20 protein-coding genes are annotated in these 23,511 nt (G+C 39.2%); 7 read left to right on the top strand and 13 right to left on the bottom strand.

Translation table 11 applies throughout. From position 1 onward, the window contains the following. Positions 1-49: 49 nt before the first annotated feature. The 4 genes from FY049_RS16190 to ribF form a co-directional block, all read right to left on the bottom strand. On the bottom strand, positions 50-535 hold the full coding sequence (locus tag FY049_RS16190; protein WP_004818226.1) for an FKBP-type peptidyl-prolyl cis-trans isomerase: 486 nt from the start codon (positions 533-535) through the stop codon (positions 50-52). Continuing rightward, positions 528-1,067: a signal peptidase II gene (lspA, locus tag FY049_RS16185; protein WP_004718873.1), complete on the bottom strand. Its 540-nt coding sequence runs from the start codon at positions 1,065-1,067 to the stop codon at positions 528-530. The genes FY049_RS16190 and lspA overlap by 8 nt, the downstream gene beginning before the upstream one ends. Then, the gene (ileS, locus tag FY049_RS16180; protein WP_004718871.1) at positions 1,060-3,900 is read right to left on the bottom strand and encodes an isoleucine--tRNA ligase; all 2,841 of its coding nucleotides are present in this window, start codon (positions 3,898-3,900) and stop codon (positions 1,060-1,062) included. Before ileS ends, lspA begins: the two co-directional genes overlap by 8 nt. A gap of 61 nt (positions 3,901-3,961) precedes the next feature. Beyond that, on the bottom strand, positions 3,962-4,963 hold the full coding sequence (gene ribF / locus FY049_RS16175) for a riboflavin biosynthesis protein RibF (RefSeq protein WP_224964506.1): 1,002 nt from the start codon (positions 4,961-4,963) through the stop codon (positions 3,962-3,964). 207 nt (positions 4,964-5,170) lie between these two features. Between ribF and FY049_RS16170 the strand changes: the two genes are divergently transcribed. After that, the gene (locus tag FY049_RS16170) at positions 5,171-6,301 is read left to right on the top strand and encodes a TDT family transporter (protein ID WP_056517004.1); all 1,131 of its coding nucleotides are present in this window, start codon (positions 5,171-5,173) and stop codon (positions 6,299-6,301) included. Between the two features lie 17 nt (positions 6,302-6,318). On the opposite strand, the gene FY049_RS16165 is transcribed toward FY049_RS16170, so the two are convergent. Continuing rightward, positions 6,319-7,467 carry an SEL1-like repeat protein gene (locus FY049_RS16165; RefSeq protein WP_056517006.1) on the bottom strand — a complete coding sequence of 383 codons (1,149 nt, stop codon included), beginning with the start codon at positions 7,465-7,467 and terminating at the stop codon, positions 6,319-6,321. A gap of 106 nt (positions 7,468-7,573) precedes the next feature. Between FY049_RS16165 and FY049_RS16160 the strand changes: the two genes are divergently transcribed. Then, positions 7,574-8,290, top strand: coding sequence for a nucleotidyltransferase domain-containing protein (locus FY049_RS16160; protein WP_056517009.1), 717 nt, complete (start codon positions 7,574-7,576; stop codon positions 8,288-8,290). 49 nt (positions 8,291-8,339) lie between these two features. Here FY049_RS16160 and FY049_RS16155 read toward each other — a convergent pair whose 3' ends face one another. From FY049_RS16155 to FY049_RS16140, 4 genes are all read right to left on the bottom strand, one after another. Then, positions 8,340-9,641, bottom strand: coding sequence for a solute carrier family 23 protein (locus FY049_RS16155; protein WP_224964507.1), 1,302 nt, complete (start codon positions 9,639-9,641; stop codon positions 8,340-8,342). A 313-nt stretch (positions 9,642-9,954) separates the two neighbouring features. Then, a complete protein-coding gene (locus tag FY049_RS16150) occupies positions 9,955-10,416 on the bottom strand; it encodes a hypothetical protein (protein WP_224964508.1) in 462 nt (153 codons plus the stop codon). Positions 10,417-10,430: 14 nt separating this feature from the next. Beyond that, positions 10,431-11,750, bottom strand: a complete 1,320-nt coding sequence (locus FY049_RS16145; RefSeq protein ID WP_151956667.1) for a LysM peptidoglycan-binding domain-containing protein — start codon at positions 11,748-11,750, stop codon at positions 10,431-10,433. 2 nt (positions 11,751-11,752) lie between these two features. Beyond that, positions 11,753-12,184 (bottom strand): hypothetical protein, encoded by a 432-nt coding sequence (locus FY049_RS16140; RefSeq protein WP_446084001.1) that lies wholly within the window; start codon positions 12,182-12,184, stop codon positions 11,753-11,755. Between the two features lie 54 nt (positions 12,185-12,238). On the opposite strand from FY049_RS16140, the gene FY049_RS16135 reads away from it, so the two are divergent. Continuing rightward, complete coding sequence (locus FY049_RS16135) at positions 12,239-12,913, top strand: hypothetical protein (RefSeq protein WP_105713937.1); 675 nt, start codon at positions 12,239-12,241, stop codon at positions 12,911-12,913. Between the two features lie 41 nt (positions 12,914-12,954). On the opposite strand, the gene ppc is transcribed toward FY049_RS16135, so the two are convergent. Together ppc and FY049_RS16125 are read right to left on the bottom strand one after the other, a co-directional pair. Continuing rightward, a complete protein-coding gene (ppc, locus tag FY049_RS16130) occupies positions 12,955-15,645 on the bottom strand; it encodes a phosphoenolpyruvate carboxylase (RefSeq protein ID WP_004718854.1) in 2,691 nt (896 codons plus the stop codon). 226 nt (positions 15,646-15,871) lie between these two features. After that, entirely contained in the window at positions 15,872-16,492 is a 621-nt protein-coding gene (locus FY049_RS16125; protein WP_004718853.1) for a TetR/AcrR family transcriptional regulator, read from the bottom strand. Between the two features lie 149 nt (positions 16,493-16,641). Here FY049_RS16125 and FY049_RS16120 point away from each other — a divergent pair, with 149 nt between their 5' ends. From FY049_RS16120 to dnaJ, 4 genes are all read left to right on the top strand, one after another. Next, the gene (locus FY049_RS16120; RefSeq protein ID WP_056517017.1) at positions 16,642-17,742 is read left to right on the top strand and encodes an efflux RND transporter periplasmic adaptor subunit; all 1,101 of its coding nucleotides are present in this window, start codon (positions 16,642-16,644) and stop codon (positions 17,740-17,742) included. Positions 17,743-17,744: 2 nt separating this feature from the next. Beyond that, positions 17,745-20,891, top strand: a complete 3,147-nt coding sequence (locus FY049_RS16115; protein WP_004718847.1) for an efflux RND transporter permease subunit — start codon at positions 17,745-17,747, stop codon at positions 20,889-20,891. 136 nt (positions 20,892-21,027) lie between these two features. Beyond that, on the top strand, positions 21,028-21,405 hold the full coding sequence (locus FY049_RS16110) for a hypothetical protein (RefSeq protein ID WP_004718846.1): 378 nt from the start codon (positions 21,028-21,030) through the stop codon (positions 21,403-21,405). Between the two features lie 92 nt (positions 21,406-21,497). Next, on the top strand, positions 21,498-22,610 hold the full coding sequence (gene dnaJ, locus FY049_RS16105) for a molecular chaperone DnaJ (RefSeq protein WP_004718844.1): 1,113 nt from the start codon (positions 21,498-21,500) through the stop codon (positions 22,608-22,610). Positions 22,611-22,691: 81 nt separating this feature from the next. Here dnaJ and FY049_RS16100 read toward each other — a convergent pair whose 3' ends face one another. Both FY049_RS16100 and FY049_RS16095 read right to left on the bottom strand, forming a co-directional pair. Further along, positions 22,692-22,907, bottom strand: a complete 216-nt coding sequence (locus tag FY049_RS16100) for a hypothetical protein (protein WP_105713935.1) — start codon at positions 22,905-22,907, stop codon at positions 22,692-22,694. Between the two features lie 412 nt (positions 22,908-23,319). After that, positions 23,320-23,511, bottom strand: coding sequence for a hypothetical protein (locus tag FY049_RS16095; RefSeq protein ID WP_004718840.1), 192 nt, complete (start codon positions 23,509-23,511; stop codon positions 23,320-23,322).

Genomic DNA, 23,511 nt, shown 5'->3' with positions numbered 1-23,511 from the left:
TCAATAAAAAAGCTCCCGAAGGAGCTTTAAATATTATATGAGCAAAGGCTTACATAATTTTCACACCTTGTTGACCCGCAGGAGTAACTTTGAAGATTTCTACTTCAAAAGTGATATTTTTACCTGCGAGTGGATGGTTGAAATCCACTTCAGTGATGTCTTCACCGACAGTTTTAACCACGCCAAATAGACTTTGTTTGGCTTTGTCTTCAAACTCAATCATGTGGCCTTCAACAGGGCGTTGTTCGAATTTTACTGTATCGAATTTTTGCACATTTTCAGAATTCCACGGACCGAAAGCATCTTCTGGTGGAAGGCTAACAGTACGACGGTCACCTGCACGAAGACCAAATAAGGCTTTTTCAAAACCTGGCAATAAACTGCCATCCCCGATCACTAAGCTTACAGGCTCTTCACGGCTACGTGTGTTATCAATTTCAACACCACTTTCGATAGCAACAGAAAAATGCAGTTCTACTTTTGAGCCATCCGCAACACGCGTTTCGTCATTGGGGTTAATCATTTGTTCAGTCATTTTGCGCTTCCGCACGTTGAATACGATGCTTTTCTAAAAAGAAGGTATCAATTAACAATAAAATCGTACCGAGAGTGATCGCACTATCGGCAATGTTGAATGCAGGGAAACTACTGCCTTGGTAATGCAAATGAATAAAATCGACGACATAACCTAATGTCACACGATCAATTAAATTCCCCAATGCGCCGCCAAGAATCAATGCGATTGCAGCAGGTAAGATCAGCGTGGTTTTTGGCATACGCATAAGCCAAAAAATAAAGATGATCGATACAACGCCTGCAAGGCCTGTGAATAAATAATGCTGCCAACCACCCGCATCAGACAAGAAGCTAAATGCTGCGCCGTAATTATGCAGTAATGTCCAATTTAAGAAGGGCAGTACAGGTACAGGTTGAGCATAAGTCAGCTCTGCACTTGCAATATTTTTTGTCCATTGGTCAATGATAATGGCAAGGACAGAAAGTCCAAGCCACATCAAATTATGCGGATAAAACTGTAATAAGCCCTTTTTATTTTGCGGATTAGGCATATTTTCTCTCTTCACCTTGACCTGTAGGAAGGTTAATAATACAACGAGAACAAAGCCCTGGATGTGCATGATGTGTATTCACATCTGGAAGGACATGCCAGCAACGTGCACATTTTTCGCCTTCAGCAGCAGAAACTTTAACACGTAGGCCTTCAAGCTCTGTTGCTTCACCTTGCTCAGCGTAGTCATAAACAATTGCTTGAGAGGTGATCAAGACAAAACGAAGCTCATCGCCCAATTGCTTCAAGACGTTTTGTAGGTCTGTATTTGCCCAAAGTTCAACTTTAGCAGATAGGTTACTACCGACCAATTTCGCATTACGCGCTGTCTCAATCTGTTTATTAACCGCAGATTTGACTTCAATTAAGGTTTGCCAATCTGCTTCAGAGATCAAGTTGGTGCTTGATGCCACTGGAATATCATACCAATGCGCAGTAAATACATATTTTTCAGTTTGTTCTGGAATCAATGGCCACGCTTCTTGTGCTGTAAAGCTTAAGATAGGGCTCATCCAACGAACAAAGGCTTGAACCAAATGATACAACGCAGTTTGAGCAGAATGACGTGCTGTTGAATCTGCTTTAGTGGTGTATTGACGGTCTTTGATGATGTCTAAATAGAAACCACCCAAATCATTGATACAGAAACTGGTCAAAGCATTGGTGACGACATGGAAGTTCATATCTTCATAAGCTTGTTGAATGGTTTTCTGTACGTCTGCTGCACGTTGTAAGATGTATTGATCCAATGCAATCAATTGGTCTACAGGTAACGCATCTGTTGATGGTTTAAAGCCGTTCAAGTTTGCCAATAAGAAACGTAAAGTATTACGAATACGACGATAGCTGTCACTTACACGGCTAAAAATTTCGTTACTTGCGGCAATTTCATAACGATAATCGCTTGATGCAACATATAAACGTAAACCATCAGCACCTAACTGCTTAATGATGTCTTCAAGTGGGATAAAGTTACCCAATGATTTCGATAATTTACGACCTTTTTCATCCACGGTAAAACCATGCGTAAGCAGGGCTTTATAAGGTGCGCGTTTATGGATCGCAATCGACGTGAGCAATGAAGACTGGAACCAACCACGATGTTGGTCAGAACCTTCAAGATATAAATCAGCAGGATCTTGCAGTTCTGCACGTTCACGCAATACTGCATAGTGCGTTGTACCTGAGTCAAACCATACATCGAGTGTGTCACGAACAGCATTGTACTGTTCAGCATCATCACCGATAAATGCTTTGGCTTCACGGTTATACCAACCATCAATGCCTTCTTTTTCGATGAGCTTCGCCACATCTTCAATGAGCTCTGCGGTACGAGGATGCAATTCATTGGTGTCTTTATGTACAAAGAATGGAATCGGCACCCCCCAAGTCCGTTGACGAGAGATACACCAGTCTGGGCGACCTTCAATCATTGACTTGATACGGTTTTTACCCCAATCAGGGACAAAGTCGATGTCATTTTCAATTGCATTTAAAGCATCTTGGCGTAACCCATTCGCATCCATGCTGATAAACCACTGTGGGGTTGCACGGAAGATGATTGGTGTTTTATGACGCCAGCAATGTGGGTAACTGTGCTTAATTGGCAGATGCGCCCAGAGTTTGCCAGCATCTGTTAATGCTTCAATAATTTTTGGATTGGCTTTATAAATGTGCTCGCCTGCAAAAAGAGGCGCAGTCGGTAAATATACACCATTACCACTTACAGGGTTTTCTACTTTTAAGTTATAGATTAAGCCAACTTTATAATCGTCCACACCATGTCCAGGTGCAGTATGCACAGCACCTGTACCACTGGTTGCGATGACATGTTCACCTAAAATTACAGGTACTTGACGATCTACAATCAATGGATGTTGTAATTGTAAGTTTTCGAGAGTCGCACCAACAAAGTCAGCCAATACTTTTGGTTGTTCAAGTTTGTAACGTTCACATGCAGATTCAACTAAATCTTTAGCTAAGATTAAGTTTTGTGTGCCCCGCTCAGACTGAACTTCCACCAATTGATAGGCAATATCTGCATGTAAGGCAACTGCTTGGTTCGCGGGTAATGTCCACGGTGTCGTTGTCCAAATCACGATATCTGTTGGATTACTAACGCTGACACCAACTTTTGCAGACAAATCAGCAAGATCTACAACACCGAAACCCACATCAATTGCATCAGATTTTTTATCTTCATATTCCACTTCTGCTTCAGCAAGTGATGATCCACAATCCATACACCAGTTCACTGGTTTTAGACCAGGTTCGATATGACCTGCTTTGGCAATTTCACCGAGCGCGCGAACAATATCTGCTTCTTGTTTGAAGTTCATGGTGAGATATGGATTATCCCAGTCCCCAAACACGCCCATACGAACAAAGTCTTTTTTCTGTAATTCGACTTGGGTATATGCGTATTCACGGCAGGCTTTACGGAAAGTCGATGCGTCAACTTTTACGCCAACTTTACCGATTTTTTCTTCGACTTTGAGCTCGATTGGTAGACCATGACAGTCCCAACCTGGAACATAAGGTGCGTCAAAATCATCTAAAGTGCGACTTTTAACAATAATGTCTTTTAAAACTTTATTGACGACATGACCTAAATGCAATGAACCATTTGCATATGGAGGACCGTCATGCAGAATATATTTTTTCTTGCCAATACGCGAAGCACGAATCTGCTGATAAATGTTGTCGGCATACCACTCTTCTAACCATTTTGCTTCACGTACTGCGAGATTTGCTTTCATTGCAAATTCAGTACCTGGTAGGTTTAGCGTGGCTTTATAATCCACTGCATTTTCAGAAGTTTGCTTATCGCTCATGCAAGTTGTCATCCAATATTATCAGCACCATTGCTGACGCGTTTTACAATAAAAGTTTAAGTTAAAAAGGAAATTTGGGGGTGTTTTTGCGAAACTCAAGCAAACGCTCGACATCATCATCAATTCCCGCCTGAAGCGCTTCAAGTGATGGGTAATTTAATTCACCATGTAAATAGTCGAGGAAAGTGACCCGCATTAACAGACCATACAGATTAGCAGAAACATTTGGAAAATGTACTTCTAATCGCCATTCTGGATGTTCTTGTTTGATTGCAGGGCGTGTTCCCACATGGCCCGCACCAAATAACGCATCTGTTTGATAGCCAGCAACACCTATTTTATTGGGGTTCTCAGCTTTGACTTTCTGTGTCAATGAGGTACTTTCGCAAATAACATCGACAGCATAAATACCACTTAAACAGGGTTTATGACGGCCAAGTCGAACATTGATGGTTGGAAAATTCAAAGTACGACCAATTTGATCACCATATTGCACACGACCAATCATGCTGTATGGGCGACCCAATAATTTTGCTGCAAGTGATAAGTCACCCGCTTGGAGAACTTGGCGAATACGGGTTGAACTGACACGTTCGCCATTAAATTCAATGGTATTGAGATTGGTGACATCAAAACCATATTGTTTTAAAAATTCACTATTGCCTTGACGGTCTTTACCGAAGTGAAAATCATCACCTAAAATCAAACTTTGCGCATTGAGTTTGTTTTTTAACAGGCTTGCAAAGTTTTCTGCACTTAAGCTACGGAATTGATTATCAAATTTAGCGATAGCAATATAATCGACACCCAATTCAGATAAATATTCTACTTTTTCTCTGAGTGAAGAAATCCGTGGTGGTGCTTCATAACCTTTGAAAAACTCTAAAGGTTGCGGCTCAAAAATCATCACCAAGGTTTTTAAATTTTGGGCTTTAGCCACTTCTTTGAGTTGAGAAACCATCGCCTGATGTCCCAAATGGACACCATCAAAATTGCCAATCGTCACAGCGGTTTGGGGCAATTGAAAATTTGGTGCTAAGGCATTTAGACGTAACAGCTGCATGGTTTCAAAATAAGCTTAAAATTTGAAAGGACTATATATTGCCATAATCTCACAGTTTCGTCTTTGTTGTTGTGTTTTTATCCAGAAAAAAATGACTGAGAATACTTTTATATCAGTAAAATTGATTCATTTTATTAAATTAAATCAATTTTATTTATTAAAAGATGCTTTTATAATCAATTTATCTGCTGAAATGAGGATGAAGCGATGAAAAAGCCATTTTACCAACTTGAACAAACAGGTGATGTGATTCGACAGTTTACGCCAAACTGGTTCACCATGACCATGGGAACAGGGGTTGTTGCACTGATCTTGCCTGAGTTTCCGTTTGCATCTGATTTTTTATGGCAGCTGGCAACTATTTTATGGCAGTTCAACACACTACTGTTTACTGTATTTATCATACTGTATGTTCTACGCTGGCTCATCTATCCTCAAGAAGCGAAGCAGATTTTTTCCCATCCAGCAATGGCACTCTTTTTAGGTGCAATTCCAATGGGGTTGGCAACGGTATTAAATGGCTTTTTAAAATATGGCATACCCATTTATGGTGATGTTGCGTTCCAAATTGCGCAGTTGTTGTGGTATGTCGATGTGGTTTTAGCGGTGGGTATTGGGGTGCTGGTACCGTTTTGTATGTTCCATAAACAAGATCATCAATTGCATACAATGACTGCAATGTGGCTATTGCCAATTGTGGCCTGTGAAGTTGCAGCAACATCAGGCGGCTTACTTTTAGCGCATATGCATGCTAGTCAACAGGCAGTGGCTATTTTATTCGCCAGTTATATGCTGTGGGGGATGTCTGTATTGCCTGCTTTTGGGATTCTCACCATTCTGATGTTACGTTTGGCTGTACATCAATTGCCGAGCAAAGAGTTGGCAATTACGAGCTGGTTAGCTTTAGGGCCAATTGGTACAGGTGCATTGGCACTCTTGGTTCTAGGTGCTCAGGCTCCTCAAGTTTTGGCATTGATTCAGTTAGAAAATTTAGGTGTGTTCTTTCAAAATGCTGGGATTGTGGCAAGTTTTATTTTGCTTGGCTTTGGTGTGTGGTGGGTTGCAATCGCAGTTCTAACCACACTTAAACATGCGGCAACCGAGCTACCTTTTAATCTCGGTTGGTGGGGCCTGACTTTCCCACTGGGTGTATTTACCTTGGCAATATTGAGTTTAGGTCACCAATTACATCTCAGTTTTATTGTAGATACAGGCTTAGCATTTGCTGCAATTTTAATGATGTTGTGGGTGATGGTGATGAGCAAAACTTTGCGGGGGATGTATCAAGGGAATTTGTTTTTTTCTCCTTGTTTAAAAACTATGTTGGAAAGAGAGTGAATATCAATAGTTCAGCTTTAAAAATATAGCAAAGTATTTGTATTTTTAACTTTATTTAAAATCTCTTTAGCTTCAGGCAGTCCTAGATCAGCAGCTTTACTAAACGCCTCAAGAGCCTTGGTAGAGTTTTGAGGTATACCTAAACCTTTAGAGTGCATGACTCCTAAATTATATAATGCTGAACTATGATTTTGATTGGCAGCTTTGTTAAAAGCATCAAAAGCATTTTTATAATTTTGAGCTACGCCTTCACCATCTCTATACATAATGCCCAAGTTGTAGGACGCAGTGGGGTCTCCTTGGGCTGATGCCTTACTATTCCACTCAAATGCTTTGGAATAGTCTTGTTTTACACCCTCACCATCTCTATACATTTTTGCTAGGTAAAGTTGTGCTGTAATAGAGTTTTGATTGGCAGCTTTATTGTACCACTCGAAAGCTTTTACAAAATTTTGTTGAGTACCTTGACCAGTATAATAACCATAAGCTAAATTTAATTGGGCATTAACAAGACCTTGATCAGCTGCTTTAGTCCACCATTCAAATGCTTTAGTATAATTTTGTTCTACGCCTTTTTTATATAAATACATGTTTCCAAGATTAAATTGAGCTTTACTATTCCCTTGATTAGCCGATTGAGTATACCAGCTTAACGCTTGCTCATAATCTTGTTTAACATATTGCCCATAAGCATACATTAAACCTAAATAAAACTGAGCATCATCATTTCCTTGAAATGCAGACTTTGTAAATAATTCAAACGCTTTTGCATAGTTTTTATCTGTACCATCGCCATTGTAATAGTTATTTCCAAGGTTAAATTGAGCAATGGCAACACCTTGATCTGCTGCTTTTGTATACCACTTGATTGCCTTTACAGAATCTTGTTTTATGCTGTCAGCATATTCACCAAAGTCATATAGAACTCCTAGTGCAAATTGAGCTGTTGAATGCCCTTGATCAGCAGCTTTGGTGTACCAATCTAAAGCTTTGATGGGGTTTTTTTCTGTTTCTTTTCCTTGCAAGTAGATGTTGCCTAATCTGAATTGTGCATTGGAATTTCCTTGTTCCGCAAGAAGTTGAATATCTTTAAGAGTTTGATTTTCTGCGAGGAGAGGATTTATTGTTAGGCATATAATGAGAGTAACAAAAAAAAATTTATTCATGTTCATCATTTTTAGTTTTTATAGTCTAATTAAAATGAGTATATTTTATTTTGTCTCAATTGTTAATTTTTTTTAAAAATTAAAAAGTGAATGAATGTTGCAATCAATGAGGATTCAAAAAGTATTTCAGCCCGTGCTAGAAGAGGTGATTAACGCTTTTAGTCGCAGCTTTGCCGAAGATTTACATAGTATCTATGTTTATGGCAGTGTCGCTCAAGGCATTGCAATTATCGGTCAGTCAGATTTAGACCTTTGTGTTGTTTTTAAAAATAAACCTAAAAATTTAAATGAAAAAATTGTTGAAATAAGCGCAAATCTTAGGGTTTTACACCCATTTATACCTAAAGTTGATGTCGATATTGGTTTTCTAGACGAGGTTTTAAATGAGCATTCCCTACAAAGTTGGGGAGCATGGATCAAATTCTTTTGTCAGTGTATTTATGGAGAAGATTTATCTGCGCTCTTTAACGATGTTCAGATTGATCGAGATGTAATTAAGGCGATAAATAGTGGTTATGATGCAGATATACAAGGGTATTTACGCATATTAGAGGCATCTGATCAAACAGCAAAAGAATTAATCAACCTTAAAAAATCTTTAATTAAACGGATAATACGACTGCTCCCTTTGACATTGGACAATATAGAAGGATGGCCATGTAATTTAAACGATACTGTGGCACAAGCGATAGATGTATATCCTGAACAGAAAGCAGCATTTCAATACTTGTTAAAAGAACTTGATCATCCAAATGTACCAAGTGAGACCTCTCTCCAAGAAATAAAAAACGTTTATTTGTGGATAGATGCTCACATTATATAAAAATAAAAAAAGCAGCCTTTTGGCTGCTTAAAATAGGTTAAATTTATAATTATGATTTATCTTTTAAGCTAAAGAACCAGTTGAGAATCAATGCTGCAAACGTTGCAGTACCAATACCACCCAAGTTGAAATCACCAAATTGAAGGGCAAAGTCACCCGTTCCTAAAATGATTGTTACTGCGGCAACCATCAAGTTTTTATTTTGAGAAAAATCGACTTTATTTTCAATCCAAATCTTCGCACCCGCAATGGTAATTAAACCAAAGACCACGATTGAAGCACCTGTTAAAATGGCCGTTGGAATGGTATGAATAACTGCGCCAAATTTAGGTGAAAACCCTAAGAAAATTGCAAAAATACCAGCAATGACAAAAACAATCGTAGAATAAACACGCGTAACGGCCATTACACCAATATTTTCACCATAGGTGGTCATACCAGGTGCGCCGACACCACCAGAAAGCGTGGTTGCAATACCATCTGCAACAAAAGCTTTACCAATTTGTGAATCTAGGTTTTCGCCAGTCATGGCACTGACTGCTTTGATATGACCCAAGTTTTCTGCCACTAAAATTAAAGCAATCGGGGCAATAATTAACATTGCATTGAGATCAAAAACAGGTGAATGGAAAGTGGGTGTACCAAACCATGCAGCTTGTTGAATAGGCGTGAAATTAATCGGTGTCCCATTTCCCATTACATTTGCAACAATGAAATAGATCAAATAAGCCAATAACAACCCGACCAAGAGCAATAAGCGTTGTAATAGACCTTTCGTGAATACAGCAATTGAACCCATACACAGTACAGTGACCAAGGCCATCCACATATTAAAGTCATTGCCAGCGACACCTTTCACCGTAACAGGCGCAAGGTTTAAACCAATGATCATGACCACTGCACCAGTCACCACTGGTGGCATGAGTTTTTCAATCCATTTGGTTCCCGTTGCCATCACGAGCAAGCCGAACATTGCATACAACACACCACATGCCATGATCCCGCCAGCTGCAACAGCTAAATTTGCATTTGGCGTACCCGTACCTGATGCAGCATAGCCAGTAGCGGCAATTACGACCCCAATAAAGGCAAAGCTTGAACCTAGGTAACTTGGAACACGACCACCCGTAACAATAAAGAATAAGATGGTACAAATCCCTGACATTAAAATGGCAAGGTTTGGGTCAAAGCCCATTAAAAAGGGTGCGAGTACAGTTGCACCAAACATGGCAAATGCGTGTTGAATCCCTAAAACGACACTTTGCGCAGGAGGTAGATACTCATTGGTACCGACAGGTCTTGCATCAATGCTGCCAGAATAAGGACGCCATTTGGGAAACCAGTTGGACATAAATTGAGCACTCAAAAAACAAATTGGACACATCATACGCTTTCTTTTCGAGAGTTTTAATCATTTTAGTCAAACTAAGCACTTGCATTTATTAGGGAAAATTGATGTTTTGTACCATTCGGTCAAATATTTGAATAATGTTAGTGCGTAAAATCAAAGTATTAAAAAATATAAATATAAAAAAGAAGAATAATTCAGGATTTTGTAACTGCTTAAATTTTTTCCATTCAAATTGAGATTTTTTTGCAATTGTTGATGAATTAGGCATTTTATTTGTGTGAAGTTGCTTCTAAATTAATAGTTTCATTTTTCGTTAGCACTGATTCAACGTTCTTCTGTTTATATACTTTATATAATTTTGAAGTTCTTTTTCTAACTCGACAAGATTTTTATTATTAATCATATGCTTCTCATATTTTGGAATTTTCGACTTTAGAGTTCCTTCATTATTTAAAACAGTATAACTATAATTTTCTCTGTAACCTGTTAAAAATTTTGAATTGAAAAAATATAATATTGTCTCAGTTCCATATACTCCAGAATCACCATCTATTTGAGAAACAATCACACAATTTTTTTTATCTAATTTATAGATACTAATTTCATTATCAAAGACGGGACCTCCATTTTCAACTTCATAATCTATGGTAAAGCTCTGTAAGATTTTAAATTTATTTTTAATTTCATATCCTGTATATTTATAAGAATCAGTGATTTTAGTTGTACAACCTCCAACTATAAAAATAAAAAATAACAAGGCTAAAATATTTTTCATAAACACTCCGAAAGCTAAAAATTTAATTTTTTATAATTACTTATACCAAGTACTAAAAGTTGAGGTCTTAAGTCACGCCATGTTTTTCCATTGGGATGTAATTCGAAATGAGGCCTATCAATTAGGGATTTCCATCGACCACCCCATACTAATCCTAATTGTTCACCAATTGGTCCTAATTTTTTATGATCTTCTTCTGCACTACTTCTTCTGTCTTGTGGAGATAATTTCTGATTATAGGCAACAATTTCACCATCTCGCACAGACCAAACATCTACAGCCAAACCATATTGGTGATAACTTTTTAATGGTCCCGCTTTTGTAACCCCGCTAGATAAAGCGCCTTGTGCTGCAGGGCTTCTATAACCATCCGTAATTGTCCAACATATGTTGAGTGTTTGGTAGCCAGTATTAATTAATTGAATTATGTAGGGTTGATATATTGGATGAAGTTCAGAAATTCTAGCTAATGCCCGTTTGTAATGCTTCTCTCCTCCACATGCCTCTGGTAATAAGCCACTAGTATTGACAGGATCAGATGCTTCCACTTCAGCCACAGGAGATTCTTCTTTGTTTTGAGAAGCATTCTGTTTTACTTTTGGTGGCGTAGACTTCTTATCTTTCTTGCTCTCAATTTTAGCTTTTGCTTGAGTGAGCCCTACTTTTCGGTCATAGACTTTTAACTTTTGGTTCTCACGGAGATGATCATCGCTTAGCCCATTAAGCTTTTTAATTTCATCGACCGTATTAGCTGTAAGCTTTGCAATTAAAGTTAATGTATCTTTATACTGAACCACAATGATCGTGGTTTTTTCTTGCTGACGAGGCTTTGTTTCTACTGGCTTAGTTTTATTTTCAGGAGTTGCTGTTTTTTTGACAGGGATTTTTAGCACTTGCCCAGGATGAATATCTGTATCACTTTTTAAATTATTTATTTTGATCAATTCTGATGTCGTTGTTTGATTATCATTCGCTATTCGAGATAAATAATCACCTTCAGCCACAATATAGGTTGATCTTAGATAAGTACCAGTTGCCACATCCTTTGTAGAAAGATTCACGCCTTTCAGTAAAACTTTTGGGCTACGAACAATAAAAATGGTTTTTTCTCCAACCAGCTGTATTTTGACTTTAGATTGATATTCCCCAGATGTACTACTCCTGATCCTCACATCAATCATCGTGCCTATAGGTCGCTTAAACCAAACAGATTCACCACTGGCAGGAGTAACATGATCAGATATAAGAGAAGATCCCACCCAAAGTTGATGGACTAATCCTTGAATAGGTTGTTCTAATGCATCAAGAAATTTAATATTTGCTAAGCAATCCATCATTAAACCTCTTGATGATGCTGGTCATGTGAACGGCATAGGTATTCAAACGCGTCCTCATCGTCAAGACCATCATCTACAGACACGGTCCAATCTTCTTCTGTACCAATGAGAATATCGTAGTCATCATTATGGTTCGAGCTTAGTCTTTGGGTTCGTCCATGCTGATCCAGTGTCCCTGAAACATAGGTGTTATTTTTATTATTGATGAGCTTATATTTCACATTAGAAAAATCAGTCTGATAAAAAAGATCATAAAAATCCCATTTATTACTAAATAGAGTCTCTTCTTTTAAGATAGGAAGTGTTGGAATTTCAGCTTTAACACGACTTCCCGCTTTAAACTGATGTTGCCCGGCAAAAACTTTAAAATCATTTGGTGTTTTAATTGTTATGCCATTTTTTGAAATGATGATTTGTGAACCACCAGCCATGACTATACCATTTATTAGTTTGTTGATATTATATGTTTAGCATATCTTACAAAAATGAACAATATGACTTTTATCATTGCTATACAACTTGAGGATGGTGTAGTGGTTGCTGTAGATAACAAAAACATTCAATTAAAAGATAAAAATATCAATGATTTTGAGGAATATGACGATGTAAAGTTGTATGGGTGGGATGGTGGTGTTATCACGGGAACGGGTGAAATGTATGTCATTGATAAAGCAATAAGACTTTTTATTAATAATGCTGAATCTGATCTTAAAAAATTACCAGAATGTTTAAATATATCCAGACAAATTCGTGAAATGGAGGTTGGTCAGCATGAGCAAATCCAATCATCCAAATTGCTCTATTCAAGCTTTAGTGATTCAGGTGCAAAAATTTTTGCTGTTGAATGTGATGAAACAGGCGTTTATCGAACTCGTGAATTTCAAAATAACGATGTAATCGTTTGGTTTTTTAACCAAAATATTCAGGAAATAACGCAAGATTTAAACAACTTGTATAGCAAAGCACGAAGTTATAGTTCTTTTGAGCAACAAGCAGATGGGTTTAATTATTATCTTCATCCTATTGCAGAAATTTTCTATAAACAAAGTCAAGTCGATACTTGGATGAGTAGCAGTTTTAATATTTGCTTCCAAACAAGAAACCAATGCTTTTCTGCTTATATCCATAATCAAAGAAATGACTTTATCGAGGGTCACTAAGTTGAAGGGGTACCTATGTACCCCTTCAAAGAAACTTGAACTTAACCCGTATTACGTAAACCTGCTGCAATACCAGCAATACTGACCATCAGTGCATGATCTACAGGGGTATGCTCCGCCTGACATTCAGCCAAGTATGCACGACGACGTTTCATCAATTCGGCTTGTAATAAATGTAAGGGTAATAAATACGGCTTACGTACTTTCATGGCTTGATCAAGTACATCATTGGAACTTAACAGTTGCGATTCACCTTTCATCGCCAACAGGGTTTGTACTGCATCATGCAAGCGTTGACGTAATTCAGCACCAAGTACTTTTAAGTCTTCATCATCGGTAAGATGAGATTCATAATACAGTGCAATATTTGAGTCGGCTTTAGAGAGGACCATTTCCAACATATCAATTAAGGTTTGGAAATAAGGCCATTCCTTTAACATTTCATCCAATACCGCTTTTTGACCTTGATCAATCACTTGGTTGATCGCTGCGCCAGTACCCAGCCAAGCAGGAAGCATTAAACGAATTTGGGTCCAGGCAAAAACCCAAGGAATGGCACGTAAAGATTCGATCCCACCACTGACTTTACGCTTCGCAGGGCGTGAACCAAGCGGCAACATTTGTAACTCAAGCTCAGGGGTGACGGTGCGTAAATATTTAACAAAATGAGGATTTTCACGCACGGTCTGACGATATACCTGAACAGATAAATCCGTCATGCTGTGCATCAAATCTCGCCATGCTTGTTTTGGCACAGGTGGTGGTAATAATGTCGCTTCTAAGGTCGCAGCAGCATAAATTTCCAAATTTTGTAAGGCAATTTCTTCTAGACCAAATTTAAAGCGAATCATTTCACCTTGTTCAGTCACACGGATTGCACCTGAAATTGAGCCCGGCGGTTGAGAAAATAATGCTTGTTGGGTTGGTGCACCACCACGACTGATTGAACCACCACGACCATGAAACAAGGTCAGTTGAACGCCATGTTGTTTGGCAATTGCAGTCAGCTCTTCTTGCGCACGATACTGGGCCCAGTTTGCGGACATAAAACCAGCATCTTTGGCAGAATCCGAATAGCCAATCATGACTTCGTGCTTAGCTTGGATATGCTGTTTATACCAGTGCATATTGAACAGGGTACTCATGGTACTTGCAGCACCATCCAAGTCTTTCAAGGTTTCAAATAAAGGAACAACGCGTAATGGATGTTCAATTCCCGCTTCTTTTTGCAGTAACAATACCGCCAAAACATCACTTGGATATTCCGCCATTGAAATGATATAAGCACCTAAGCTTTCTTTGGGTTGTTCAGCCAAAGTACGCATGGTTGCAAAGACTTCTTGAACATCAGGGTTTTCAATCAGACTACCTGAAGGCTCATTTAAATGTTTAGGCAATAACGGGCGTTTGCTTTGTAATTCTTGCAATAAGAAATTTTGACGCGCTTGTTCTGTCCATGTCTCAAAATTACCCAAACCAAGATATTCAGTAATTGCTGAGATAGCTTGGCGATGGCGACCTGACTCTTGGCGAATATCCAGTTTAAGCAATTCAATACCAAAACAATTTACTCGATAGATAAAGTCGAGCAATTTACCATTGGCAATCTCAGGTAAATTACATGCCATCAGTGAACGATAGCAAAGTAATAACGGTTGTAATAATTCATCTTTATGGCGAATGATTAAACTGCGATCTACATCTGAATGCTGACCACGTAATTTATCTGCCAACCATTGGCGGGTTGCTTTGAGGCGTTCACGGGTCGCGCGCAAATATTCACGGTAAGGTTCAGGATGGCTATAACCCAAAGCTTGAAGTAGCTCATTGGAATAGGCTTCAATCGAGAGTTCCCAACGAAGATCTTCAATATCACGCACATAAAGGTCAGCCGCTTTCCAGCGTGACAACCACAAAACTTCTTGAGTAATGTTATGGGTGACGTTCGGATTGCCATCACGGTCACCCCCCATCCAAGATGCAAAACGAATTGGAGAAATATCCAAAGGCAAAGCTTTTGCACAATTGTCCTGAACGAGGTCATCCAATTCACGGATGAATTTTGGAACCGCATTCCACAAAGTCTGTTCAATCGTGGTAAAGCCCCATTTTGCTTCATCTATCGGGGTTGGGCGATGCTGACGGATTTCGTCAGTTTGCCATGCAGAACAGATCAGTTGTTTTAAATCGGTTAACACATCTGCACGTTGCTTAGGTGTCAGTTTTTGCTGATCAAAAGTAGACAGGCAATGATTAATGCCATCATATTTTTGGATTAAAGTACGACGACTGACTTCGGTTGGATGCGCTGTGAGAACCAATTCAATTTTTAATTCACAAATTTGTTTATAGAGCGTTTCTGCTGAAATTTGCTGATCTTTGAATTTGCTAAATAAATGATCCAGCACATTGGGTGATGGTGAGTTTTCATCGCACTCACTTTGTCGACGACTACGCACAACGTGATATTGTTCAGCAATATTGGCAAAATTTAGAAAGTGTGAAAAGGCGCGGGTGAGTGGCAGAATTTCATCATCTTTTAAATTTAAAAATAATTGTTCAAGTTGTTTTTCTGCTTCAATTTGACCATCTCGAGCGCCTTTACCTAAAGCCCGAATTTGTTCAATTTGATTAAACAAATCTTGTCCTGCATGTTCCTTTAGCGTTTCGCCTAAAAGGTTTCCGAGTAAGCGTACATCTTCACGCAGCGGAGCATCAATTTGTTGAACCATTTGTTACTCTCCAGTTCTTGTTATCTCGAATATAACGTGATTCCACCACAATCCAAGAGACTCCCTACAAAAGTATGTAAATGACTGTGCAAGAAGTCGACTTTGGCTTAATTTTAATTTGGATATTTAGCTTTAGTTTTTGCCCTTTTGATATCAACAAGCCTATGCGATATGCATTGAGTATGCCTTAAACAACAATTGGACATTATTTTGTTTTTAAATAATTTCAGTTGGCTTTATATTTCATCATAAATAAATCAATACTTTCGGTGATGATTTGCTGTTTTTCATCTTCCGTAGGAATCGGGCGAATCCCCAATAAGACCTCGTGGTGTCGAACACCCAATAATAATGACAAAATTAAATTAATTTGTTTTTCAATATCATCTGTTTGAATAAATTTAAGCGTGACCGCTTGTTGGAAAAAATCTTGCCAAACTGCACACATTCTTTGATGGGAAGAATTATAAAACTGTAAAGCCAAAGGATTTTTTTCTGCGGCAAGTTCTAACAATAGATGCTCAAGTTTAATGGCTTCAGGTAAGCTAATGACAGTGAGGGCCAACTCACACGCCTGAAAAAAATGCGCATAAAAATCACTTTGAAGATTGAGTCGTAATGGTCGAGCATCGATAGAGGCTTCACAGGTTGCTTCTATGGCACAACTAAATAAAGTTTCTTTATCTTGAAAATGGTTATATACCGTCAGCTTTGTAACGCCTGCTTCTTTGGCGATTTGATTCATGCTTGAACCGTGATAACCCAATTTTAGAAATAGCTTTTTGGCGGCTTCCAAAATGTGTTTCCGTTTTTCTAAGTCCTTTGGACGTCCAGCTGTTATTTGCACAATAAGTTCCAAAAAAAGAAAAATAGGTCAATTACTCTATACATGATTCACAATTACTGTACCATGCAGTATATTAATTAAAAAATGAGCAAATAAATATACTCATTCTATTTTGCCCGAAAAAATGCATTTGATTAAGAGCCTTGCCTATGCGTAGTTTAAATTTAATGATCACGAGCCTATTGGTATTGTGTAGTGTAACAATAGTGGGGTGTAGCAAACCAGCACCTGAAGCGGAACAAATTCCCTTGGTGATGGTGACCCAACCTACAACATCACATGAAGACCAAAAAAGTTATGCGGGGGATGTTCAAGCTCGACAGCAAACAGCATTGGCATTCCGTGTCGGGGGACAAATTACAGAACGCTATGTCGATGTTGGGGCTCGTGTCAAAGTTGGGCAAGTCTTAGCAAAACTTGATGTGAAAGATGCCCAATTGCAATTGAACTCAGCCAAAGCACAACTCGAAAGTGCACAATCTGCAGCTAAGGCTGCAGCAGATGAATTTAAACGCTTTCAGCAGCTCTTACCGATCAATGCTGTGAGTCGTTCACAGTATGATTCAGTGAAAAATCAATATGATGCTGCTCAGGCAAGTTTAAAACAAGCCCAATCCAATTATGATGTGAGCGCCAATCAAACGGGTTATAACCAATTGATTGCCAATAAAAATGGGGTGATTACCCAACGTAATATTGAAACTGGGCAAGTGATTTCAGCAGGGCAAGCGGCATACCAACTGGCGATTGATGGTGATCGTGAAGTGGTGATAGGTGTACCTGAACAAGCCATTGCAGAGATTAAAGTCGGACAAAATGCATGGGTGACTTTATGGTCTAAACCTCAAGATCGATTTGCTGCCTATGTTCGAGAGATTTCTCCAGCAGCCGATCAATCACGTACATTTATGGTTAAAGTGGCTTTAAAAGAAGGGCAGTCCGCAATTCAACTTGGGCAAAGTGCACGGGTATTCTTTAATCAAAATATTCAAAATGTATTGAGTGTGCCTTTATCTAGCGTCTCAGCAAATAACAATCAAGCCTATATCTGGGTGGTGAATCCAGACCAAACGATTGCTAAAGTTTCAGTGACTTTGGGCAGCTATGGCCGTGACAGCGTTACTGTCGTGAAAGGCTTAAATCCTGGGCAATGGGTGGTTGTAGGAGGGGTACATTTACTTCGTGAAAAGCAAAAAATAAAACCGGTAGACCGTGAAAATCGTGCTGTAACTGTTCAAAAAGGAGCATGATCATGAGTCCATTTAACTCCTTTAACTTGTCAGAATGGGCACTCAAAAATAAAGGATTAGTACTTTATTTTATGATCCTATTGGGTATTGTTGGGCTATTTTCCTATTCAAAACTCTCTCAGAGTGAAGATCCACCATTTACTTTTAAAGTCATGGTGGTACAAACCTATTGGCCTGGTGCAACAGCTCAAGAGGTTTCTTTACAAGTTACCGATAAAATTGAAAAAGAACTGATGAGCACAGGGCTCTATGACAAGATTATGGCTTACTCGCGTCCAGGTGAGTCTATGGTCATGTTTATGGCAAAAGACTCATTAAAATCTAACCAAATTCCAGATGTTTGGTATCAAGTGCGTAAAAAAGTAGGCGATATCAAAACACAATTACCTTCTGGTGTTCAGGGGCCGTTTTTTAATGATGAGTTTGGGGATACCTTTGGGAATATCTATGTCTTAACAGGCAAAGATTTTGATTATGCAACGTTAAAAGAATATGCAGACCGTTTACAGCTTCGCTTACAACGGGTAAAAGATGTCAGTAAAGTCAATCTGGTGGGCTTACAAGATCAAAAAATCTGGATTGAGCTTTCCAACACTAAAGCCGTACAAATGGGCGTACCAGTTACTGCAATCCAAGAGGCTTTGGCAAAGCAAAACAGTGTGACCAGTGCTGGCTTTTTTGAAACAGGCACTGACCGTATTCAAGTACGAGTCAGTGGTGCTTTAAAAAGTGTCGATGATTTGAAAAAAATGCCCTTGTTGGTGGGAAATAGAACCATTCAACTGGGCGATGTTGCTGACGTTTATCGTGGATTTAGTGAGCCTGCACAACCTCGCATGCGTTTTATGGGTGAGAATGGAATTGGTTTAGCGGTTTCTATGCGTAAAGGTGGTGACATCATCGCACTGGGTAAAAACCTAGAAACGGAATTTAAAACCTTACAAAAATCACTGCCTTTAGGTATGGAACTGAAAAAAGTTTCAGATCAACCAGTGGCTGTTCAACGCAGTATTCATGAATTTGTCAAAGTTCTTGCAGAAGCAGTCATTATCGTTTTATTGGTGAGCTTTTTTTCGCTTGGTTTTCGTACAGGCTTGGTGGTGGCATTTTCGATTCCACTGGTGCTTGCGATGACTTTTGCAGGCATGAATTTATTTGATGTTGGCTTACATAAGATTTCTCTAGGAGCCTTGATTCTGGCCTTAGGGTTATTGGTTGATGATGCCATCATTGCCGTCGAAATGATGACCATCAAAATGGAACAGGGCTATAGCCGGATGAAGGCAGCTGGTTTTGCATGGACCAGTACCGCATTTCCGATGCTGACCGGAACATTAATTACCGCAGCAGGTTTTTTACCTATTGCTACAGCCGCATCAAGCACAGGGGAATATACCCGTTCAATTTTCCAAGTGGTGACCATTGCCTTAATTGTCTCATGGATTGCTGCTGTGGTTTTTGTTCCTTATCTAGGGGATAAGTTACTTCCAGATTTTAACAAAGTGCCACAAAAAGCACCGTGGTATCAGCGTCTTCTTGCAAGATTACGTAAGCAACCAGAACCTCAGCCCGTGATTCATCATACTGGTGAGCATTTTGATCCATATCAATCTAAATTTTATCAAAGCTTTAGAAAGTTGGTGAATTGGTGCGTGACCTATAGAAAAACCGTCATTTCAATTACGGTTGGGGTTTTTGTCCTGTCTGTGGTGATGTTTAAGTTTGTACCCCAACAATTTTTCCCGTCTTCAAACCGTGCCGAAATTTTGGTTGATTTAAAACTGGAAGAAGGCGCATCACTGACTGCAACTGAAGATGCCGTCAAGAAAGTCGAGGCATTTTTATCCAAGCAAAAGGGTATTGATAATTATGTTGCTTATGTAGGAACAGGTACACCACGTTTCTATCTGCCTTTAGATCAACAGATGCCACAAGCCAGTTTTGCACAATTTGTGGTTTTAGCATCATCACTGGATGATCGTGATGAAATTCGTAAATCCTTAGATACGCAAATTCGCCAATTATTGCCACAGGTGCGTATTCGTGTCTCTTTATTAGAAAATGGTCCTCCTGTTGGCTATCCATTGCAATTTCGTGTATCGGGTGAAGACATTGCAATTGTTCGTCAGGAAGCGCAAAAAGTTGCTCAACTGGTTGGTGAAAATCCAAATACCGCAAATGTTCATTTGGACTGGGGTGAGCAAAGTAAAATCATTTCGTTGGTGATTGATCAAGATCGTGCCCGTCAAATGGGTGTAACCTCAGAAGATTTGGCGAATTTTTTAAACAGTTCGATATCGGGTGCAATTATCAATCAATATCGTGAAAAACGTGAGCTGATTGATGTTCGTATCCGCGGTGATCAGGCTGAGCGTGTCAATGTTGAAGCATTATCCAGTCTTGCTGTTCCAACAAGTAAAGGTACCACCGTACCTTTGGCGCAGATCGCTACGCTTCAATATAAATTTGAAGATGGTTTAATTTGGCACCGCAATCGATTACCGACCATTACTGTACGTGCAGATATTCGGACCAAGTTACAGCCTGCAACCGTGGTCAATGAGCTGGCTGAAAAAATGGATCAGCTCCGTACAACCTTACCTAGTGGTTATTTGCTAGAAGTTGGTGGCGCGGTAGAGGAGTCGGCAAAAGGGCAAACCTCTGTGAATGCAGGGATGCCATTATTCCTTGCGGTGGTATTTACTTTGCTGATGCTGCAGTTAAAGAGTATTTCTCGCTCATTCATTGTATTTTTGACAGCGCCGTTAGGTTTAATTGGGGTGGTTTTATTCCTGCTCTTATTCAATAAGCCTTTTGGTTTTGTGGCGATGCTGGGTACCATTGCATTATCTGGAATGATTATGCGTAACTCACTGATTCTGATTGATCAGATCGAACAAGATATTCGATCAGGGCAGAATCAATGGGATGCAATTTTGGATGCTACAGTTCGTCGATTCCGTCCAATTATTCTCACCGCCTTGGCAGCAGTATTGGCCATGATTCCGCTTTCTCGGAGTATTTTCTTTGGACCAATGGCAGTGGCCATTATGGGTGGCTTAATTATTGCGACACTTTTAACGTTATTTTTCTTACCAGCGCTGTATGCGACTTGGTTTAAGATTAAAAAAACTACAGAAAATACATAAATTGTTGAGAATATTAGGTGCGAAAAATTGAAAACTTCAATATAGTAGCACTTAATCTTTAACAGAAAATAACATAGGAAATTTTATTGCATAATAAGTAAATCGGTATGCAATAAATTTGAGGTCAAAAACACCCATGGGGCAAACAAATCCAGAACAGCATCGTAAATTTATTACGAGCTCTTATTTGTTTATGTTTCTTGCATTGTTTACGGTGATTACAGCCGTGTTGGCGTATTGGTTAGCACGTAAAGTAGCAGTGGCAGATAATGCAGAGGTATGGATACATGCGCAAGCGTTGTGGATTATGCGCAATGCTCTCATTTTTTTGATTTTGGCAGCTTTTGCTGCGCTATGGTTTATTCCGTTAATCTTTTTCTATTGGGACAGTTTCATTTGGGTAAAAGCGTGCACTGTGGCTGGTGTGGTATTTAGTGCCATTGCGTGGTTATATTTACTCAATACATGGCTCAAAGGTTTTACTAAATATTTACAGAAAAAAGCTGTTTTTTAAAAAAAACCACATTTCACGCTTGTAAAAAATAACATCGCCCCCAATTTACTCTGCATAGAAGTATTATCAAATTTTGTGGAGCATCGCCAATCATGGCTAAACGTGATTATTATGAGGTTTTAGGTGTTGCTAAAACCGCTAGTGATGATGAAATTAAAAAAGCCTACCGTAAGTTGGCGATGAAGTATCATCCGGATCGTAATCCTGACAACTCAGAAGCTGAAGAAAAGTTTAAAGAATGTGCGGAAGCATATGAAATTCTTTCTGACGGTGAAAAACGTAGCATGTACGACCGTATGGGTCATAACGCCTTTGAAGGTGGTATGGGCGGCGGTGGCTTTGGTGGTGGTTTCAGCGCCGAAGACATTTTCAGTCAGTTTGGTGACATCTTTGGTGGCGCTTTTGGCGGAGGTGGCCGTGGTCAGCAACGTGCGCGTCGTGGTTCCGACCTGCGTTATGTCATGGAATTAACACTCGAAGAAGCGGTGAGAGGCGTTAAGAAAACCATTACCTTTACTGCACCAGCACCTTGTGATGTGTGTGATGGTAAAGGTTCAAAAAATCCAAATGATGTAGAAACCTGTAAGACTTGCCATGGTGCAGGTCAAGTGCGTATGCAACAGGGCTTCTTCTCTGTTCAGCAGACATGTAGTACCTGTCGTGGACAAGGTAAAATTATTAAAAATCCATGCAGCAAATGTCATGGTTCAGGTGTATCAGATCGTCAGCAAACTCTTGAAGTTACTATTCCTGCAGGTGTTGATAATGGTGATCGCGTTCGCTTAACGGGTAAAGGTGAAGCGATTCGTGATGGTCAATCTGGTGATTTATACGTTGAAGTCGTAGTACGTGAGCACGATATCTTCCAACGTGATGGTGCAGACTTATATATGGATGTACCTGTTAGTATCGCAGATGCTGCTTTAGGTAAAGAACTTGAAATTCCAACATTGGATGGCCGAGTCAGTTTGAAAGTGCCTGAAGGTACACAAACCGGTAAAATGTTCCGACTACGTGGTAAAGGGGTAAAACCTGTACGTAGCAGTATGCAAGGTGACTTACTTTGCCGTATTGTGGTGGAAACACCTGTACATTTGACCAGCCGTCAACGTGAGCTCTTGAAAGAACTTCAAGCCACGATGGAAAGTGATGACAATAAATCGTCACCGAAGAAAAAATCTTTCTTCGATCGTTTATTTGACTAATTGAGTTTAGATCTTTTCATTTAGCAAGCTAAACATTGAATATGTAAAAACGGAGCAACAGATCTTGTTGCTCCGTTTTTTTTATTTTGATGCTTGATTCGATGGTGATAAATCAAATTCGTTGTCATCCGGGGCAGCATCTATTGAATTATCATCTTGGGGGAGTATCACCGCGGGATGTGTTGCTGGTGTCGATGATTCTGATGATGGAGCGGTAGGCGGTGTGGTGTCTTCGGCCCAAACTAGTGAAACAGTTGTTGTCATCATCAATCCTAAAATGATTTTTTTGAGTTGCATGGTATTTCCTTTGATATATGCTTTTTATGATTGCGTCCAAGCGCTTTTAGTGTAGCGTATTTTTGCTACTACATCGTTATCTTGCAAAATGATGTTTGTCATTATTTAGAAAGACTAGATTTGGTATTTTGTGCCTAGTATCAGTTAAAAAAACGCAAAATCGCAAACATAGACGAATTATTAACAGACCTTACAGATCTGAAAAATTTAAATTTTGTTTTTTAGTTATTTTTAGCTGTAATTTAATACACATTTCAAGCAGTTTTTAGATAATTTAAAAATAATATAAGTGTTGATGTTTGGCTGTAGTGCCTAATTTTTATGATGATAATTACAATTGAATTGAGTTATTTTTAAAATGAGAGGTTGAAGGTATTGGACATGCCCTCAACCGCTGAAAAATAGGTACTTATTATTCGATGATTGGTGCATCAATATCTTCAACACGAACTTCTGTTTGAGGTTCAGATGCTGTGTTGCTATTGGGTTGAGCAAGCGTTTTTTCTTCAGTTGTTGCTGATGTTGTTGCAGGCGCTGATTCAGCCCAAACATTTGTCATCATCATGCCGAGTACCAGAGCGAAAGCCACTTTATTCGAATGCAT

It is taken from the genome of Acinetobacter sp. 1125_18A, from assembly GCF_052824985.1.
Note: the sequence above shows the minus strand (reverse complement) of the source record. Positions and strands in the feature narration are given on the sequence as shown.

Coding starts and splice junctions, on each gene's coding strand:
- FY049_RS16155 (WP_224964507.1), bottom strand. CDS start 9,641: ATGTCCAACTGGTTTCCCAAATGGCGTCCTTATTCTGGCAGCATTGAT.
- FY049_RS16120 (WP_056517017.1), top strand. CDS start 16,642: ATGCGTAGTTTAAATTTAATGATCACGAGCCTATTGGTATTGTGTAGT.
- ppc (WP_004718854.1), bottom strand. CDS start 15,645: ATGGTTCAACAAATTGATGCTCCGCTGCGTGAAGATGTACGCTTACTC.
- FY049_RS16135 (WP_105713937.1), top strand. CDS start 12,239: ATGAACAATATGACTTTTATCATTGCTATACAACTTGAGGATGGTGTA.
- dnaJ (WP_004718844.1), top strand. CDS start 21,498: ATGGCTAAACGTGATTATTATGAGGTTTTAGGTGTTGCTAAAACCGCT.
- lspA (WP_004718873.1), bottom strand. CDS start 1,067: ATGCCTAATCCGCAAAATAAAAAGGGCTTATTACAGTTTTATCCGCAT.
- FY049_RS16150 (WP_224964508.1), bottom strand. CDS start 10,416: ATGAAAAATATTTTAGCCTTGTTATTTTTTATTTTTATAGTTGGAGGT.
- FY049_RS16115 (WP_004718847.1), top strand. CDS start 17,745: ATGAGTCCATTTAACTCCTTTAACTTGTCAGAATGGGCACTCAAAAAT.
- FY049_RS16170 (WP_056517004.1), top strand. CDS start 5,171: ATGAAAAAGCCATTTTACCAACTTGAACAAACAGGTGATGTGATTCGA.
- FY049_RS16140 (WP_446084001.1), bottom strand. CDS start 12,184: ATGGCTGGTGGTTCACAAATCATCATTTCAAAAAATGGCATAACAATT.
- FY049_RS16165 (WP_056517006.1), bottom strand. CDS start 7,467: ATGAATAAATTTTTTTTTGTTACTCTCATTATATGCCTAACAATAAAT.
- FY049_RS16160 (WP_056517009.1), top strand. CDS start 7,574: ATGAGGATTCAAAAAGTATTTCAGCCCGTGCTAGAAGAGGTGATTAAC.
- FY049_RS16095 (WP_004718840.1), bottom strand. CDS start 23,511: ATGCATTCGAATAAAGTGGCTTTCGCTCTGGTACTCGGCATGATGATG.
- ileS (WP_004718871.1), bottom strand. CDS start 3,900: ATGAGCGATAAGCAAACTTCTGAAAATGCAGTGGATTATAAAGCCACG.
- FY049_RS16100 (WP_105713935.1), bottom strand. CDS start 22,907: ATGCAACTCAAAAAAATCATTTTAGGATTGATGATGACAACAACTGTT.
- ribF (WP_224964506.1), bottom strand. CDS start 4,963: ATGCAGCTGTTACGTCTAAATGCCTTAGCACCAAATTTTCAATTGCCC.
- FY049_RS16190 (WP_004818226.1), bottom strand. CDS start 535: ATGACTGAACAAATGATTAACCCCAATGACGAAACGCGTGTTGCGGAT.
- FY049_RS16145 (WP_151956667.1), bottom strand. CDS start 11,750: ATGGATTGCTTAGCAAATATTAAATTTCTTGATGCATTAGAACAACCT.
- FY049_RS16110 (WP_004718846.1), top strand. CDS start 21,028: ATGGGGCAAACAAATCCAGAACAGCATCGTAAATTTATTACGAGCTCT.